Origin of the sequence: Janthinobacterium woesei (assembly GCF_051380875.1) — a bacterium.
In the GTDB taxonomy this organism is placed as follows: domain Bacteria; phylum Pseudomonadota; class Gammaproteobacteria; order Burkholderiales; family Burkholderiaceae_D; genus Janthinobacterium.
The window spans coordinates 184997-200284 of sequence record NZ_JBNYXW010000008.1 but is presented as its reverse complement, the minus strand read 5'-3'; the positions used below and the strand labels follow the sequence as shown (position 1 = coordinate 200284).

General features: G+C 61.6%; 15 protein-coding genes. 5 read left to right on the top strand and 10 right to left on the bottom strand.

Annotated elements, in window-relative coordinates; all coding sequences use genetic code 11:
* Positions 1 to 36 precede the first annotated feature (36 nt).
* Together ACQ4W6_RS11270 and ACQ4W6_RS11265 are read right to left on the bottom strand one after the other, a co-directional pair.
* Entirely contained in the window at positions 37 to 999 is a 963-nt protein-coding gene (locus ACQ4W6_RS11270) for an AAC(3) family N-acetyltransferase (protein WP_436567280.1), read from the bottom strand.
* Positions 992 to 2188 carry a prenyltransferase/squalene oxidase repeat-containing protein gene (locus ACQ4W6_RS11265; RefSeq protein ID WP_436567279.1) on the bottom strand — a complete coding sequence of 399 codons (1197 nt, stop codon included), beginning with the start codon at positions 2186 to 2188 and terminating at the stop codon, positions 992 to 994. The genes ACQ4W6_RS11270 and ACQ4W6_RS11265 overlap by 8 nt, the downstream gene beginning before the upstream one ends.
* A 225-nt stretch (positions 2189 to 2413) precedes the next feature.
* On the opposite strand from ACQ4W6_RS11265, the gene ACQ4W6_RS11260 reads away from it, so the two are divergent.
* Both ACQ4W6_RS11260 and ACQ4W6_RS11255 read left to right on the top strand, forming a co-directional pair.
* Positions 2414 to 2641, top strand: coding sequence for a hypothetical protein (locus ACQ4W6_RS11260; RefSeq protein ID WP_436567278.1), 228 nt, complete (start codon positions 2414 to 2416; stop codon positions 2639 to 2641).
* A gap of 55 nt (positions 2642 to 2696) precedes the next feature.
* Entirely contained in the window at positions 2697 to 3263 is a 567-nt protein-coding gene (locus ACQ4W6_RS11255) for a GNAT family N-acetyltransferase (protein ID WP_436567277.1), read from the top strand.
* Positions 3264 to 3413: 150 nt separating this feature from the next.
* Here ACQ4W6_RS11255 and ACQ4W6_RS11250 read toward each other — a convergent pair whose 3' ends face one another.
* The 4 genes from ACQ4W6_RS11250 to ACQ4W6_RS11235 all read right to left on the bottom strand — a co-directional run bounded on the left by ACQ4W6_RS11250 (position 3414) and on the right by ACQ4W6_RS11235 (position 7277).
* On the bottom strand, positions 3414 to 4430 hold the full coding sequence (locus ACQ4W6_RS11250) for a hypothetical protein (protein WP_436567276.1): 1017 nt from the start codon (positions 4428 to 4430) through the stop codon (positions 3414 to 3416).
* A gap of 75 nt (positions 4431 to 4505) precedes the next feature.
* On the bottom strand, positions 4506 to 4868 hold the full coding sequence (locus ACQ4W6_RS11245; protein WP_436567275.1) for a DUF6232 family protein: 363 nt from the start codon (positions 4866 to 4868) through the stop codon (positions 4506 to 4508).
* 135 nt (positions 4869 to 5003) lie between these two features.
* Positions 5004 to 5696, bottom strand: coding sequence for a UPF0149 family protein (locus ACQ4W6_RS11240; RefSeq protein ID WP_436567274.1), 693 nt, complete (start codon positions 5694 to 5696; stop codon positions 5004 to 5006).
* A gap of 132 nt (positions 5697 to 5828) precedes the next feature.
* Entirely contained in the window at positions 5829 to 7277 is a 1449-nt protein-coding gene (locus ACQ4W6_RS11235) for a peptide MFS transporter (protein WP_436567355.1), read from the bottom strand.
* 368 nt (positions 7278 to 7645) lie between these two features.
* Here ACQ4W6_RS11235 and ppnN point away from each other — a divergent pair, with 368 nt between their 5' ends.
* On the top strand, positions 7646 to 9016 hold the full coding sequence (gene ppnN / locus ACQ4W6_RS11230) for a nucleotide 5'-monophosphate nucleosidase PpnN (RefSeq protein ID WP_436567273.1): 1371 nt from the start codon (positions 7646 to 7648) through the stop codon (positions 9014 to 9016).
* 141 nt (positions 9017 to 9157) lie between these two features.
* Here the strand turns inward: ppnN and lysS are convergent, their stop codons facing one another.
* From lysS to ACQ4W6_RS11210, 4 genes are all read right to left on the bottom strand, one after another.
* Positions 9158 to 10687 (bottom strand): lysine--tRNA ligase, encoded by a 1530-nt coding sequence (lysS, locus tag ACQ4W6_RS11225; protein ID WP_436567272.1) that lies wholly within the window; start codon positions 10685 to 10687, stop codon positions 9158 to 9160.
* An 18-nt stretch (positions 10688 to 10705) separates the two neighbouring features.
* On the bottom strand, positions 10706 to 11407 hold the full coding sequence (locus ACQ4W6_RS11220; RefSeq protein WP_436567271.1) for an HAD family hydrolase: 702 nt from the start codon (positions 11405 to 11407) through the stop codon (positions 10706 to 10708).
* 3 nt (positions 11408 to 11410) lie between these two features.
* A protein-coding gene (gene prfB / locus ACQ4W6_RS11215) for a peptide chain release factor 2 (protein ID WP_436567270.1) occupies positions 11411 to 12515 on the bottom strand; the annotation gives its coding sequence in 2 pieces (ribosomal slippage) (positions 11411 to 12433 and positions 12435 to 12515; 1104 coding nt in all).
* Complete coding sequence (locus tag ACQ4W6_RS11210; RefSeq protein ID WP_436567360.1) at positions 12432 to 12728, bottom strand: hypothetical protein; 297 nt, start codon at positions 12726 to 12728, stop codon at positions 12432 to 12434. The genes prfB and ACQ4W6_RS11210 overlap by 84 nt, the downstream gene beginning before the upstream one ends.
* 11 nt (positions 12729 to 12739) lie before the next feature.
* On the opposite strand from ACQ4W6_RS11210, the gene ACQ4W6_RS11205 reads away from it, so the two are divergent.
* Both ACQ4W6_RS11205 and ACQ4W6_RS11200 read left to right on the top strand, forming a co-directional pair.
* Positions 12740 to 14785: a bifunctional 2',3'-cyclic-nucleotide 2'-phosphodiesterase/3'-nucleotidase gene (locus ACQ4W6_RS11205; RefSeq protein WP_436567269.1), complete on the top strand. Its 2046-nt coding sequence runs from the start codon at positions 12740 to 12742 to the stop codon at positions 14783 to 14785.
* Positions 14782 to 15288, top strand: coding sequence for an SEL1-like repeat protein (locus tag ACQ4W6_RS11200; RefSeq protein WP_436567268.1), 507 nt, complete (start codon positions 14782 to 14784; stop codon positions 15286 to 15288). The genes ACQ4W6_RS11205 and ACQ4W6_RS11200 overlap by 4 nt, the downstream gene beginning before the upstream one ends.

The window sequence follows — 15288 nt, the reverse complement described above, 5'->3', positions numbered from 1 at the left end:
CAATGAAAACCGTCCGCCTCACACCGGGCGGTTTTTTTATGCGCGCGCTGATGGCGAGGGATGCCCGCTGGCGCCGTGCGATACGGGGCGCGCCGCCAGTTGCGCCGCAGTGGAATAGATCGTCACGTTTTCGCTGGCCAGCAGACGCAGATGATCGAAAAACGCGCGTGCCGGTATGCACCAGGACGCGGCATCGCCGACTTGTCCGTTGACGCGCAAACCGGCGGCGTCAAACTCCTGCTGAAAGTAGGCGCGCAAGTCGCCGCGGCCTGGATGGTCGATGCGGCGCCGTGCAACAGCGGGATCGAAAGGGCGCACGGGAACTTCCCAGCGCGTGCCGGCGTGGTCCAGGCAAGGGAGTAATGCCGTCCTGGCTTGCCAGATTGGCAGGGGAAAGGCGTCGCCCATGGCGTCTTCCAGCGCATGGTAAAACGTCACAGGTCCCATTGAAATGCCCAGGCCCAGCACTTTTGCGTTGTCGCAGCCGATACAGCGCTGCCAGGGTGAACCTGCGCCAAAGATCGAGGGCGCGCGGTGATGCCCCTCGGTGAGATACGCGGCATGGCGCCCCCACGCGGATACGGAATGGGTCGGGTGGATGCTGCGGCAGATGGCGCCGCTGGCGAGGAACGCTTCGGGCAGGCGCCCCATGTGCGTGCCGTGGCGGCGCACGTCGAAAACGTAATCGTGCATTTCACAGGTCGCGTGCAGCGTGCCACCGGGAAGATAGTAGGTGGGCAGCAGCAAGGTGCCTTGCTGGCCGACGGCATCCTGCAGGGCGCGTATCACCGTCGCCGCGCCGCCTTCGACGTAGCCCAGGCTTTTCAGCGACGAATGGATGAACAGCGTATCGCCCGGCGCGATGCCGAGCCGTTGCAGGCCGGCCGCCAGTTCGGCGCGGGTCACGTGGCGACCGCTCTGGCGCGCCTTATTGGCACTGGCGGCGCGGCGCCATGCTTCCAGCGCGGTGTTGATGGCGCGTTTTGCCCCTTCAAGCATCGGGCGCTGCCAGTTCCAGTTCCAGCAGGTTCGCATCGATGCAGAACTTGGCGGCCCAGTTCAGATAGGACCATTGGCCGTAGTCGCCATCGACGGGAAACGCGCCCTTGACGCCGCCGCGGGCGTGCATGGGGCCATCGATGCTGATAGTGCGCCGCACGAAACTGTTCAAGCGGCGTCCCGCATCGAGATAGCGGCGCTCGCCCGTCAGTTGATACAGGAGGAACAGGCAGTGCGCATTTTGCACGGAACCGGTAAGGCAGGCATAGCCGGCAGCGGGCTGGAACGCGCAATCGAGCCTTCCGGCCAGATAGCCATCGGCAGCCACGGCGCTGGCGATACTTGCGCCGGTACGCATGGCGGCCTCCAGCAGATCGGCGCGTGTGCTGAAGCGGTGCGCTTCGAGCAGGCCGCGCAAGACGTAGCCGATGGTATGGGTCAAGGGCAGTGATGGGTCGTCCAGGCAGTTCGAATCGAACCAGCCATTGGCATGCTGTTGGCGCAGCGCCCAATCGACTTGGCGTAAACCTGCTGCGCCATAGCCGTGGCCCGGCGCCGCCCGATCCGCTTCGAACAGTCCCCACGCCACGTGCGTCTCGTAGGTTTTTTCACCGGCACGGGCGAACGGGGTCGGATGCCTGCGCCAGCAGCCATCGGCATCCTGGCTGTCGCGCAGCCACCTTGCCGCGCGCTGCATGGCGTCCTGGTATGGCGCGCCATACGCCGCCACGCCGGCTGCCAGGCCTAGCAGGATCTGGCCCGTATTGAAGGTGACAGGCACGCGCGGCGTCGAATCGATCTTCCCGCCTTGAAAACCGCCATCGGCGAACTGGATCGCCACGCACCAGTCGAGCATGCGCCGCGCGCGCTGGTGCAGCGCGTCGTCGCCGGTGCGGCGCGCCATGGCGATCATGGTCGGGATGATGTAGCCGGTGGTCTCCGGATAGGAACTCGACCAGCCTGTCTGCAGGCTGTAATCGCGGGCGACACCGCCGTCGGCCGAGCTTGAGTAGTCTTGCGCCGCGCCCAGCCAGGCCGTGCAGGCACGGATGACCGCTGCCGGCCCCGGGTCAAAGGCCGGCAAGCCGCGCCGGTCCGACAGGCGCTCCAGGCGCGCCGCTAGCGATAGCCTGGCTGGCGGCGCGAATGTGTTCCTGATCTTCCTGATTTTCTTGAATAATGTGCGCATGGCATGCCGGATGGCCGGTGGTGCGGTGATGGTGCTATTGATTTGGCGGACCAGGCCAATGTATAACTTGCGGGCGGCCGGACGATTGACTTGCCGCAAACGATGCTTGTTAATAAAATACAATCATCGACAGGCTTGCGGCAGCGCGGCAAGGCGCCGTTGTTGCATCCCTGTCGCCAGAATTGACGCATAATGGCTGCATCACCATCGTCGACGAGGCCCGCCATGAACAGCGTCACGCTTGAATACACAGTCGTCACCAATCCCGATACCTTCGTCGGTTTCAAGTATTACATCAAGGCGGGGCAGGCATTCGACGCCGACGACTTCGCCTATTCCTACAAGCTGAACCGATCCGACCTTGACCCCGACAGCGTGCTGGCCACCCGCGAGGCCGCCGCGAACCTGTTGCCAGGCGAGTGGCTGACGGTTTCGCACTCTATTGCGGCGTAGCAATCCGGCTGTTTGTTTCGTCTTGTTTAACCTTACCGGCCCGCCAGGGACATTCGTGCATCTAATACCTTCAAAATTTCCTGATATCTCTATTGTTCCAACGATGGCGCAACACGCAGAAGAACTAGCCACGCTGGTGCGGCAGAACAAAGAGCACCTGCAAACTTACCTGCCGGCCGTGGTGCAACTGGCATCGCTTGACGATGCCAGGGCCTATCTGGAAAACGCCTCCGCGCGCGCCGCGCACGGGGAAATACTGGAGTGGCATATTTTCGCCGGCACGGCGTTATGTGGCAGTATCCGCCTGAAAGATATAGAGGTCGCCGACCGGAAAGCGAAAATTGGCTATTACCTGGCACGCCAATGCCAGGGCAGGGGCATCGCCGGCGCCTCAGTGCGCGCCGTGTTGGCGCATGCTTTTGGCAGTCTTCAATTGAACCGCATCGAACTACAGTGCGCGGCTGGCAATCAGGCCAGCATGGCGCTGGCCAGGCGGTTGGGATTCACGCACGAAGGCGTGTTGCGGCAGGCGGAGTGGTTGAACGGCGAGTTTGTCGATCTGCATGTCTATGCTTTGCTGCGTGCCGATTTTGTGCCAGAAGGCGCACAATCGCCCGTCTGACGGAATGGTTAACAGCAAGCCAGCTTACGCTGGCGCAAACCAGGTGCGCAGTTCCGCATCGGCGCGCCGTGCCGAGGATTGCGCGGCCAGGAGCTGGCCAGGTCGGCTAAAAAATCGGAAAACAGGAAGTCGTTCATCGTAGTTCCCCGCCTAGATGCCGAACACTTTCAGGATCGCGTCCGTCGCGCCCTCGAACCAGCTGCCCGCCTTGCCCGGCTGCGTGCCGTGGCGCGGGGTTTCTTCGTACAGGTAGACGCCGTGCTCGCCGTCGAAGCGGTCGTTGAGCAGCGCCTGCTGGCCGCGCAGGTAGGGGATGAAGGTTTCGCTGCGCAGGGTCGAATACAGCACGTCGGTGCTGAAACCCAGCGTGGCGGACTGGCTGATTGCCCGGCCCTGGCCTGCCCGCTCCAGGCGCACGCCGCGGCAGCCGCGCACGATCAGGGTGACGGGGCCGCGAAAGACGATGAAGCGCAGCTGCAAGGTGAGCCAGGCATGCAGGCTGCCCAGGCGCCAGTGGCTGGCCATCGCCAGTGCCTGGCCAGCGTCGCTGACCAGGCCCACCAGCGCGCGTGGCTGGAACACCAACCCAGTGCCGGCGGGCAGGTGCAGCACGGCGATTTCCAGCAGCGGATCGTCGCTGGCGGAAATCGTCACGGACGCTTCCTCGTCGCTTTGCAGGCGCGTCAGCGCCACCATGCCGGCCGCCAGGCTGGTGAACGGAAAGCGCCAGTCCAGCAGCCATTGCGTGCGCTTGCGCGTGCTGACGGGCGACGATTGCAGGTATTCGGGGTGGATCAGCATGTATTGGCTAGGTGTTAGCCGCAGCGCCTGCGAGACAGCGGAGTTGCGCGACTGGCCATGCGGCGGCAGGGGCACGCTGGCGCCAGCCAGTTGCAGCTCGCGCGCGATGGACAGTGGCGGCAAACGGGAAACGACGGGCGCCAGGACGAAGTAAAAGAGAGCCTTGATGATGAGGGGCAGCAGGATGGCTGACAGCACCAGCAGGGCTGCCGTGGGCGCCACGTCCAGCACGGGAGCGCACCAGCGGGCGATCCAGTTGTGCGCCAGCTGCGTCTGGCGTCCGATAAAACGTAGCAGGGAAATGAAGAGGGTGGGCAATAGTCGATAAGGTAAGGCTAGCGGTGGCGGCGGGCTTGGCCCGGCCATGCGTATCGGTCGGAAGATCCGGCCGATACCTTGCCGCTAGATTTTACCGCAGAGTCCTCACGGGAGTGCTGGCGATCAGCCCCGGTGAATCATTGCTTCGTTGACAGCGTGGACGACCTGGTTCAGATATTCGCGGTCCTTGGTCATGAGTGCGCGAGTTTCACCTGCGGAAGTGGCCAGCAGCACATGGTAGACAGGCTTGATCACGAACAGAATGGCGAGTCCCACACCCAGCACGAGCAGGCCGAGGAGAGTGTTGGCACCGACCATGACGCCCAGGCCAACGAGCACAAGAATGATGCCAAGGGCGCGCGGAGGTTTCTTCTCAAACGGCTTGACCGATGTGACGTTGCTCATGGCATAGGTCTGGCCGTCACTGACAAAACGGGCGTTGGTAACTTTGACATTGCCTTGTTCGAAAAAGGTGCGCTCTTCCATGGGATTCCTGTGTGGTGAAAAAATGATTAATATTGTTGCATTTCAACAATTTTTTTCACTATACACAGTTGTGGAACGTACATATTCACACATTGTCACACTTGCATCACATAGAACATTTGTTGCTGCGAGGTATCAGACGGACGCCGCTGCAGCATCGGCATCAGCGCAGCATTTCTTGTATTTTTTCCCGCTGCCGCAGTGGCATGGGTCATTGCGGCCCGTTTTCGGCAATTCGCGCAAGACGGTGGCGCCGGGCTGGCTTTGCACCTGGCTTTTCAGGTGGCGCTGGCGCGCCCAGGCCGCGTTGATGGCGATGACGGCCGGCGTGACGCCATCCATGGCCTTTTCGGCCGCATCGTCATCGAGGTCGCTGGCAGCGGCCAGGTGCTGGAAGGGCGCCAGGTATTGCGGGTGGCTGACGGCCAGCGCCGCCCACTGGGGCTTGTCCAGGGTGGTACCCAGCAGGAAGCCGGTGCACCAGGCGGGCACGCTCCACTCGGGGCCGCATTCGTAGACGGGCTCGAAGCTGTCGGGGTCTTTCGCCAGCCATTCGACCATGTAGGCGTGGTGGCGCTGCGCCAGTGTCTCTGCCCGTTCGCTGTCCGCGCCTGGTGTGGAAGCGGCGATGCCGGCAGTCTTGTCCCATAGCCATGGCAACCATTGCTCGGGGGTAATTTTTTTCGGGCTCAGGGCGACGGCGGCGAGGAAGCCTTCCAGCATCGACACATCCATGGCGGCTCCGGCCAGGGCGGGCGCGGCCAGCAGGGTGTCGAGTTCGGCGTATTCGTCGTCGGAGAGGGGCGAGGTGGTGGAGATGCTGGACATGGGATTCTTTGCGAGTGTGGGTGAAGTGGCCGGTGGCCCTGGCAGTATTGTACCGCCCGCCAAGGGGGAAAACTGCTGCCGGAATGAAAAACGGCGGCCCGCAGGCCGCCGTTGTCAGCTAGGGCAGAAAACTTACTTCACGCCATGCATCAGTTTGTTGATCAGTGGTGCGATCAGGAATAGGAGTACGCCGGCGCCCAGCAGGGACCAGAAGCCGAAGGTGTAGCCGGACAGGGCCGATTGCACCGACATGCCGCTTTCGCCGCTGACGTGGCTGGCGAAGATACCCGACAGGTTGTTGCCGATACCGGTCGACAGGAACCAGCCGCCCATGCCCAGGCCCACCAGGCGTACTGGCGCCAGCTTGGTCACCATCGACAGGCCGATAGGCGACAGGCACAGTTCACCGATCGATTGCAGCACGTACACGGTGGTCAGGGTCCAGAACGGGATCTTGTTGTCGGCGCCAACTAGGCTCGACAGAGCGAAGATCAGCAGGCCGAAGGCCACAGCATTGCCCAGCAAGCCCAGGCCGAATTTGCGCGGGATCGAAGGATTGACGTTATGGCGCGCCAGGAAGACCCAGATGGCGGCGATCATCGGCGCGAAGATGATGATGGCTACCGAGTTCACCGTCTGGAAGTAGGCGGTCGGGAAGATCCAGAAGCCCAGGTCGCGGTTGACGATCTTGTCAGCCAGGAACGTAAACGAGCTGCCAGCTTGCTCGAAGAACATCCAGAACAGGATATTGAAGACGAAGATCACCAGCATGGCGATGACGCGGTCGCGCGCCACCTTGCCGTTGCGGATGCCTTCGATCATCAGCATCACGGCCAGGCCGATGAACAGCACGGTCAGCACGATTTGCAGCTTTTCAGCGCCGACGGTCAGCAGGAAGTACATCAGCGGGATCACGCACACGCAGCCGAGTGCCACCCAAACGACGCGCATCGGATTTTCAGCGCCAGCTTCCGGTGTGCCGATACCCTTCAGGGCGCGGCGGCCAATGGCGAACCATACCAGGCTGATCAGCATGCCGAAACCGGAGGCCATGAATACCATCTTGTACGAAGGCATGCCGCCGGTGCCGAAAATCGACTCGGCCAGCCACTGCGTGAAGACAGGCGCGACCATGGCACCCATGTTGATGCCCATGTAGAAGATCGTGAAGCCACTGTCGCGGCGCGGATCGGCGGTCGTGTACAGCTTGCCGACCATGGTCGAGATGTTCGGTTTGAACATGCCGTTACCGACGATCATCGTGGCCAGGCCCAGGTTGAAGATATCCTGGTTTGGCACCGAGATGCAGAACAGGCCGGCAGCCATGAAGACGGCGCCCAGCAGGATGGAACGCTGGTAACCGATGACCCGGTCGGCGATATAGCCGCCGAACAGGGCGCCGGCATACACCAGCGCGAGGAAGGAACCGTAGGTCAGGTTGGCCGCTGCCTGTCCCGAACCGTCGCCAGCGTGGAACTGGGCCACGATGTACAGTACCAGCGCCCAGCGAACTCCGTAGAACGCGAAGCGTTCCCAGAATTCAGTCATGAACAACATCCACAATGGGCTTGGATGGCCCATAATTTGCTTGAACTCTGGAATAACGGCTTCCTTGTTGGGCGTAGTCGCACCGCTCATGCGGTTCCTCCTGAAAATTATTATAGTCAATCGATAAAACAAACTTATGGAAGCCTGCGGGCTTTTGGTTCTCTCATGAAGAACCGGCCACACGGGAATTCCAATAGGCAGGCATTCTAATCTACAAATTGCGCGGAGCGAAGGTTTCCATTCGCATTAGCAAGAATGACTGTTTCATATTAGTCAAACCGGTTTGTGCACAAAGCGAGGGGCAGGGCGATTTTGCGGCGGTACAGCACAACTTGCCTGACTTGTCGTATATTGAGCTTGCAAGACTTTCGAGGATCGATTTTAAAAGGATTTTTCGCATTATGGAACACGACGTTATCGATACTCTGGTTTCACCGGAAGGCCGCCTGGACGTGCTCTCCAAGACTGAAGTCAACAAACTGCTCGACACCAGCCAGGGTGGCCTGTACAACACGTTCCGCCGCTGCGCGCTGGCGGTACTGAACTGCGGCAGCACCATCGACGATGGGCGCGCCTTGCTTGAGCGGTATCAATCATTTGAAATTTCCATCATCCAGCGCGAGCGCGGCATCAAGCTCGACATCAAGGGTGCGCCGGCCATCGCCTTCGTCGATGGCAAGATGATCAAGGGTATCCATGAGCATCTGTTTGCCGTGTTGCGCGACATCATCTTTGTCAGCGATGAAGTCACGGGTAACCCGAAATTCGATTTGCAGAGCACGGAAGGCGTGACGGACGCCGTGTTCCACATCCTGCGCAACGCAAACGTGCTGCAAACTCAGCTCAACCCCAACCTGGTGGTGTGCTGGGGCGGCCACTCGATCAACCGCGCCGAATACAATTATTCGAAGGAAGTGGGTTACCAGCTGGGCTTGCGCGGCCTCGATATCTGTACGGGCTGCGGCCCCGGCGCCATGAAGGGTCCCATGAAGGGCGCCACTATCGGCCACGCCAAGCAGCGATTGCACAATGGCCGCTACCTGGGCATCACCGAGCCGGGCATCATCGCCGCCGAATCGCCGAACCCCATCGTCAATGACCTGGTGATCATGCCCGACATCGAAAAACGCCTGGAAGCGTTCGTGCGCGCGGGCCACGGCATCGTCGTGTTCCCTGGTGGCGCCGGCACGGCCGAAGAGATTTTATATATCCTCGGCATTTTGTTGCACCCGGACAACGCCGAGATTCCATTCCCGCTGATCTTCACGGGGCCGGAAACGTCGCGCGAGTATTTCGTGCAGATCAACCAGTTCATCAGCGACACCCTGGGCCCGGACGCGCAGCAGCGCTACAAGATCATCATCGACGATCCGGAACTGGTGGCGCGCGAGATGCTCGAAGGCATCCGCCAGGTGCGCGAATTCCGCAAGGCGCACAGCGACGCGTATTACTTCAATTGGCTGCTGAAAATCGACCACGAATTCCAGATGCCGTTCCAGCCCACGCATGAAAACATGCGCAACCTGAGCCTGCACAAGAACCAGCCCACGCACTTGCTGGCGGCCCAGCTGCGCCGCGCGTTTTCGGGCGTGGTGGCCGGCAACGTCAAGGACGACGGCATCCGCTCGATCGAAGAGCACGGCAACTTCGAAATCCACGGCGACAAGGCCATCATGGGGCCAATGGATGCGCTGCTGGCCTCGTTCGTGGCGCAGCACCGGATGAAGCTGGCGGGGACGGCTTACGTGCCTTGCTATACGGTGATTCAATAACCCCAAGGGCAAAATCTGGGGTCGGACCCTGAGGGTCTGAGGTACCCCAGCCTTTCTTTTGGGTTTGGTTGGCTAAGCACAGAAGTAAAAAAGCCGCCTGATCGCAAGATCAGGCGGCTTTTTATCGGCTTGCGTGCGTGATTAGTCTTCGCGGCGCAGGTGTGGGAACAGCAGAACGTCGCGGATATTCGGCGAATCCGTGATGATCATCATCAAACGGTCGATGCCGATACCGCAGCCACCGGCTGGCGGCATGCCGTATTCCAGCGCGCGGATGTAGTCGGCGTCGTAGAACATCGCCTCTTCATCGCCGGCGTCCTTGGCGGCCACTTGCGCCAGGAAGCGTGCCGACTGGTCTTCCGCGTCGTTCAACTCGGAGAAGCCGTTGGCGATTTCGCGGCCCACCATGAACAGCTCGAAGCGTTCGGTGATGCCGGCCACCGTGTCGGAAGCGCGCGCCAGTGGCGACACTTCGACCGGATAGTCGATGATGTAGGTTGGTTCCCATAGTTGCGCTTCAGCTGTTTCTTCGAACAGCGCCAGTTGCAGCGCGCCCAGGCCCGAGTGTGCGTGCGGCTTGACGCCGAATTTCTTCAGCTCTTCCTTGATGTATTCGGCATCGCCCAATTGCTCGTTTGTATAATGTGGAGCAAATTTGTTGATGGCGCCAACGATGGTCAGGCGATGGAACGGTTTTGCCAGGTCCAGCTCGCGGCCGCCGTAGGTCAGGGTGGCGGTGCCGTGCGCGTCGATGGCAGCCTGGCGGATGACCGCTTCGGTGAAGTCCATCAGCCATTTGTAGTCGGTGTAGGCGGCGTAGAATTCCATCATCGTGAATTCAGGATTGTGACGGATCGACACGCCTTCGTTGCGGAAGTTGCGGTTGATCTCGAACACGCGGTCAAAGCCGCCGACGACCAGGCGCTTCAGATACAGCTCGGGCGCGATACGCAGGTACATTTGCATGTCCAACGCATTGTGGTGCGTGATGAATGGCTTTGCCGCGGCGCCGCCCGGGATCGTGTGCAGCATCGGCGTTTCCACCTCCATGAACTCGTTCTTTTCCATGAAGCGGCGGATCGACGAGATGGCGGCGGTACGCGCCTTGAAGGTGCGGCGCGTCTCTTCGTTCATGATCAGGTCGACGTAGCGCTGGCGGTATTTCGTTTCCTGGTCGGCCAGGCCGTGGAATTTGTCCGGCAGCGGGCGCAGCGACTTGGTGATCAAACGCAGTTCCGACACCTTGATGGTCAGCTCGTCCGTCTTGGTCTTGAACAGCGTGCCTTGCACGCCCAGGATATCGCCCAGGTCATAGTGGTGCAGGGCGGCCATGGCCGCTTCGCCGGTGAGGTCCAGCGTGGCGTAGATCTGGATGCGGCCATCGGCCTTCGGGCCGGAGGCGTCTTGCAGGGTGGCGAAAGCGGCTTTCTTGCCTGCTTCGCGTTTCAGCATCATGCGCCCGGCCAGCACCACGTGTACGGGATTTTCTTCCAGCTCTTCACGCGTCTTGCCGTCGTATTTCTCGTGCAGATCGGCCGCCTTGTGTTCAGGGCGGAAATCGTTCGGGAAGGCGATGCCTTGTTCGCGCAGTGCGGCCAGCTTGGCGCGGCGCTCGGCGATGATCTTGTTTTCATCGGGGGCGGCGGCTTGTTCTTGAATATCCGTAGTCATGGTGTTCTTCGTTGTAGATTATTGATGATGTGGTGCCAGCGCTGGCGCCACGCTGGCAAACAGTGCGTCGACGTCGAGCGCGGAGAAATCCGGCACGATGGCAATCACGTTGTCGAATGCGGCAAATGCTGCGGCCGGCAGGGTGGTGGTGAGTACCACGACGCGCATGCCGGCGCGGCGTGCCGCTTCCACGCCCAGGGGCGCGTCTTCGAAGACGATACAGTTTCCCGGCTGCGTGCCGGCCAGCTGCGCGCCTTTCAGGAAGACGTCCGGATGCGGCTTGCCCCGTTCCACGTCGGCGGCGCCGACGATGGCGTCGAAGCGGTGGCGCAAATCGAGACCGTCGAGGGTGAACGCGATGTTTTCGTTCGGTGCGGCCGTGCCCACCACCAGCGCCACGCCGTTCTGGCGCGCGCTGGCGATCAGCTGGTCGAAACCGGCCACCGTGGCCAGGTGCGGGCCATACAGTTCGCGGTAGACGACTTCCTTTTCGGCCAGCAGGGTGACATGGTCGGCATCCTCGCCCAGGTACTTGGCGATGATTTCGTGGCCTTGCCGTCCTGCCGTGTCGCGGAAAAAGGCATCCGCATCCAGCGCATGGCCCCGGCGCTCAAAGAACGCCAGCCACGCTGTGGTGTGGAAGGCCATGTTGTCGACGATCGTGCCATCCATGTCGAACAGGAAGGCACGCTGCGCCAGTGCCGGAGCGGAGGCGTTCATCGTTTATACGCCCTGTTTCAGCGAGGCGGAGATGAACTCGTCGATGTCGCCATCGAGCACACCCTTGGTATTGCCCGTCTCGAAGCCGGTGCGCAAGTCCTTGATGCGGGACTGGTCCAGCACGTAGGAACGGATCTGGTGACCCCAGCCCACGTCGGTTTTCGAGTCTTCCAGCTTTTGCTGCTCGCTCATGCGCTTGCGCAATTCATGCTCGTACAGCTTGGCTTTCAGCATTTCCATTGCTTCGGCGCGGTTACGGTGCTGCGAACGGTCGTTCTGGCACTGCACCACGATGCCGGTCGGCGCATGTGTCATGCGCACGGCGGAATCGGTTTTGTTGATGTGCTGACCACCGGCGCCCGACGCGCGGTAGGTATCGACGCGGATGTCGGCCGGGTTGACGTCGATCTCGATCGAATCATCGACTTCCGGATACACGAACAGCGACGTAAACGAGGTGTGGCGGCCGTTGGCCGAGTCGAATGGCGACTTGCGCACCAGGCGGTGCACGCCCGTTTCCGTGCGCAGGAAGCCGTAGGCGTGATCGCCCTCGACCTTCAGCGTGGCCGTCTTGATGCCGGCAACCTCGCCATCGGACTGCTCCAGGATCTCGACCTTGAAGCCCTTGCGTTCGCAATAGCGCAGGTACTGGCGCAGCAGCATCGAGGCCCAGTCCTGGGCTTCCGTACCGCCGGCACCGGCCTGGATATCGATGAAGCAGTTGTTCGGGTCCATCGGATTGTTGAACATCCGGCGGAACTCCATGCTTTCGATGATCTTGCCGATGTCCTGCACGTCCTGCTCGATCGCTTCGAGCGTCTCTTCGTCGGCTTCTTCGCGGGCCATGTCGAACAGGTCGCGGGTGTCGCGCAGGTCGGCATCGGCCTTCGTCAGGCTAAAGACGATGGATTCCAGCGCCTTTTTCTCTTTACCGAGGTCCTGGGCGCGCTTGGGATCGTTCCAGACGGTCGGATCTTCCAGTTCTTCATTGACTTGCTCTAGTTTCTCCGACTTGACAGCGAAGTCAAAGATACCTCCGAAGTTCGGCTTCGCGAACCGTCAGGTCGTTGAGCAGGGCGGAGATGGCGTTGATGCGTTCGGCTTCCATAATATTCTGGTCTTCTATGGTGAAATCAAACCCTGAATTATACGCGAGCGCGGCGTGTTTCTGATGCCGGCAGCGGGGAATCGGCGGCAAGGAATGCAATAAATCCACTATTTTGCTGTATTTGCGACAATGTTCCGACTGGCAAAGTGCGTGTTTTATGGCTTGATGGCGGCTGCCGTGCTGCGTATGATGCTGGCGATATTGTCTTTCCACAGGAACACCTCATGTGCCAACTGATGCGCCAACTTCCCCGTCTTGCCCTGTTACCGTTGCTGCTGGCAGGCTGCGGCGCCTTGCCGCCCGGGGCTACCGGGCACGCCCACCCGCTGGCGGCCACGCCGGCTGGCAGCAGCGCCACCCTGGCCCTGCTGGAGACGACGGATTTGCACGCCAATGTGCTCAGTTATGACTATTACAAGCTGCAGCCGGAGCCGTCGATCGGCCTGGAACGCACGGCGGCGCTGATCGCGCAGGCGCGCGCGCAATTTCCGAACAACCTCCTGCTCGACAACGGCGACACCATCCAGGGCACGGCGCTGGCCGACTACCAGGCGCTGGTCAAACCGCTGGCCTGCGACCAGACCCTGGCCATCTACAAGGCCATGAACCTGCTGAAAGTGGACGGCAGCGGCATCGGCAACCATGAATTCAACTACGGCCTGGCCTTTTTGAGCCAGGTGACGGGCAACCGTTTTGATGTCGACAGCGTCGACGCGGCCAAGCCGCGCTGCGCCGGCCCGCAATTTCCGCAAGTGCTGGCCAACGTCTATAGCGTGAAGAGCGGCAAGCCGCTGTTTGCGCCATATCACATCATCGACAAGCAGATCACGGCGACCGGCCCTGACGGCGAGCCGGTCACGAGCACCGTCAAGGTGGGCATCATCAGCTTTGCGCCGCCGACCATCATGGCGTGGGACAAGCGCTGGCTGGAAGGAAGAGTCTACACGCAGGGCGTGCGCGAGACGGCGGAAAAGTTCATCCCCGAGATGCGCGCCAGGGGCGCCGAACTGGTGGTGGCCATCTCGCACGGTGGCCTGGATGACAGCCCGTATTCGCCCAGCATGGAAAACGGCAATTACTACCTGTCGCAAGTGCCCGGCGTGGACGCCATGCTGATCGGCCATTCGCACCAGCTGTTCCCCAACGCCACCAGCACGGTGGCGCAATTTAACCTGCCTGGCGTCGACAAGGCCCGTGGCCTGGTCAACGGCGTGCCCACTGTGATGGCCAATCTGTGGGGCAAGCACCTGGGCGTGATCGGCTTGCACCTGCGCCACGACGGCAAGCAGTGGATCGTCGACAAGAGCGCCACCACGGTGGAAGCGCGCGGCATCCAGAATGCGGACAAGAGCTATGTGGCGCCCGATGCGGCGATCAGCGCGCTGGTGGCCGAGGAACATGCTGCCACCATCGCCTACGTGCAGACGGCCGTGGGCGCGACCGATTTCCGCATGTCGACGTATTTTGCCGACGTGGGCGATGTGAGCGCCATCGAGGTGGTCAATCAGGCGCAGGCGGGCTACCTGGCCGCTTACGTGAAGGCGAATTTGCCGCAGTACGCGCAGCTGCCCGTGCTGTCGATGTCGTCGCCATTCAAGAGCGGTTCGGCCGGCGTGTCCGACTATACGGACGTCAAGGCGGGTAATGTGGCGCTCAATAATGCGGCCGACCTGTATTTGTATCCGAACGCGCTGTATGGCGTGAAGATGAATGGCGCGCAGTTGAAGGCCTGGCTGGAGCAGTCGGCGCAGCGTTTCAATACCATCGCCCCGAACCAGGCGGAGCCGCAGGAACTGGTCAACTTGGCCCACCCCAGCTACAACTTCGACGCCATCACCAGCGCCGACGTGCGCTACCAGATCGACATCACGCAACAGCCTGGCCAGCGCATCAAGGGCTTCACGTACAAGGGCAAGCCGGTGGCTGCGGACCAGGAATTCATCATCGCGACAAACAACTACCGCGCCAGCGGCGGCGGCAATTTTCCCGGTCTCGATGGCAGCAAGACGGTGGTGGCCTCGCCCGACAACAACCGCGAACTGCTAATCGCCTACGTCACGCAAGAGAAAAACCTCACGCGCGCGAAAAACGGCTCGGCGCGCAGCTGGCGCTTTGCCAAAGTCGCCACGCAAGGCCCGGTGGTATTCCACTCGGCGCCCAATGTGATCGAGCTGGCCCGCGCAGCTGGCATCGATAATGTGACGCAGCTCAAGTCCGACGATGGCGCCGGCAAGGGTTTTGCGCTGTACCAGGTCGATTTGTCGAAATGAAGCTGACGGCTTGGCTGCTGGCGGCGGCGCTGGTGGCCGCGTCGCCCCTGGCATCGGCGGCGCAGGATGCCGCGGCCCAGCTCACTCACGCGAAAGCGCTGATGCGCGCGGGAGTCGCTACCCAGCCACAGGCGCGCGCCCTGTTCGGGCAGGCGGCGCAACAGGGCAGCGCTGCCGCCGCGTACTACCTGGGCTTGATGCTGAAGAACGGCATGGGCGGGCCGCAAGACAGCACGGCCGCCATGCACTGGCTGGAACTGGCCGCGCAAGGTGGCGTGGCGCCCGCTATGTTCATTCTGGCGAACCTGCTGCTGGCCAGCGATGAAGTGCAAGCGCGCTACTGGCTGGACACGGCCTGCGGCCTTGAATACCCGGAAGCGCTGCAGCAGAAATCCCTCGCCCTGGGCGAGGGGCGCATGGGCTATGCGCACGACGAGGCGCTGTCGGCCCTGTACCTGAAAATGGCCACCCACGCGATGGGGCATCGCCCGCCCGAACCCTGA

Excerpts from the sequence above, each read along its gene's own strand:
- ACQ4W6_RS11250 (WP_436567276.1), bottom strand. The coding sequence starts at position 4,430 with ATGGCCGGGCCAAGCCCGCCGCCACCGCTAGCCTTACCTTATCGACTA.
- ACQ4W6_RS11245 (WP_436567275.1), bottom strand. The coding sequence starts at position 4,868 with ATGGAAGAGCGCACCTTTTTCGAACAAGGCAATGTCAAAGTTACCAAC.
- ACQ4W6_RS11200 (WP_436567268.1), top strand. The coding sequence starts at position 14,782 with ATGAAGCTGACGGCTTGGCTGCTGGCGGCGGCGCTGGTGGCCGCGTCG.
- ACQ4W6_RS11270 (WP_436567280.1), bottom strand. The coding sequence starts at position 999 with ATGCTTGAAGGGGCAAAACGCGCCATCAACACCGCGCTGGAAGCATGG.
- ACQ4W6_RS11220 (WP_436567271.1), bottom strand. The coding sequence starts at position 11,407 with ATGAACGCCTCCGCTCCGGCACTGGCGCAGCGTGCCTTCCTGTTCGAC.
- ACQ4W6_RS11235 (WP_436567355.1), bottom strand. The coding sequence starts at position 7,277 with ATGGGCCATCCAAGCCCATTGTGGATGTTGTTCATGACTGAATTCTGG.
- ACQ4W6_RS11240 (WP_436567274.1), bottom strand. The coding sequence starts at position 5,696 with ATGTCCAGCATCTCCACCACCTCGCCCCTCTCCGACGACGAATACGCC.
- ACQ4W6_RS11260 (WP_436567278.1), top strand. The coding sequence starts at position 2,414 with ATGAACAGCGTCACGCTTGAATACACAGTCGTCACCAATCCCGATACC.
- ACQ4W6_RS11205 (WP_436567269.1), top strand. The coding sequence starts at position 12,740 with ATGTGCCAACTGATGCGCCAACTTCCCCGTCTTGCCCTGTTACCGTTG.
- ACQ4W6_RS11265 (WP_436567279.1), bottom strand. The coding sequence starts at position 2,188 with ATGCGCACATTATTCAAGAAAATCAGGAAGATCAGGAACACATTCGCG.
- lysS (WP_436567272.1), bottom strand. The coding sequence starts at position 10,687 with ATGACTACGGATATTCAAGAACAAGCCGCCGCCCCCGATGAAAACAAG.
- ppnN (WP_436567273.1), top strand. The coding sequence starts at position 7,646 with ATGGAACACGACGTTATCGATACTCTGGTTTCACCGGAAGGCCGCCTG.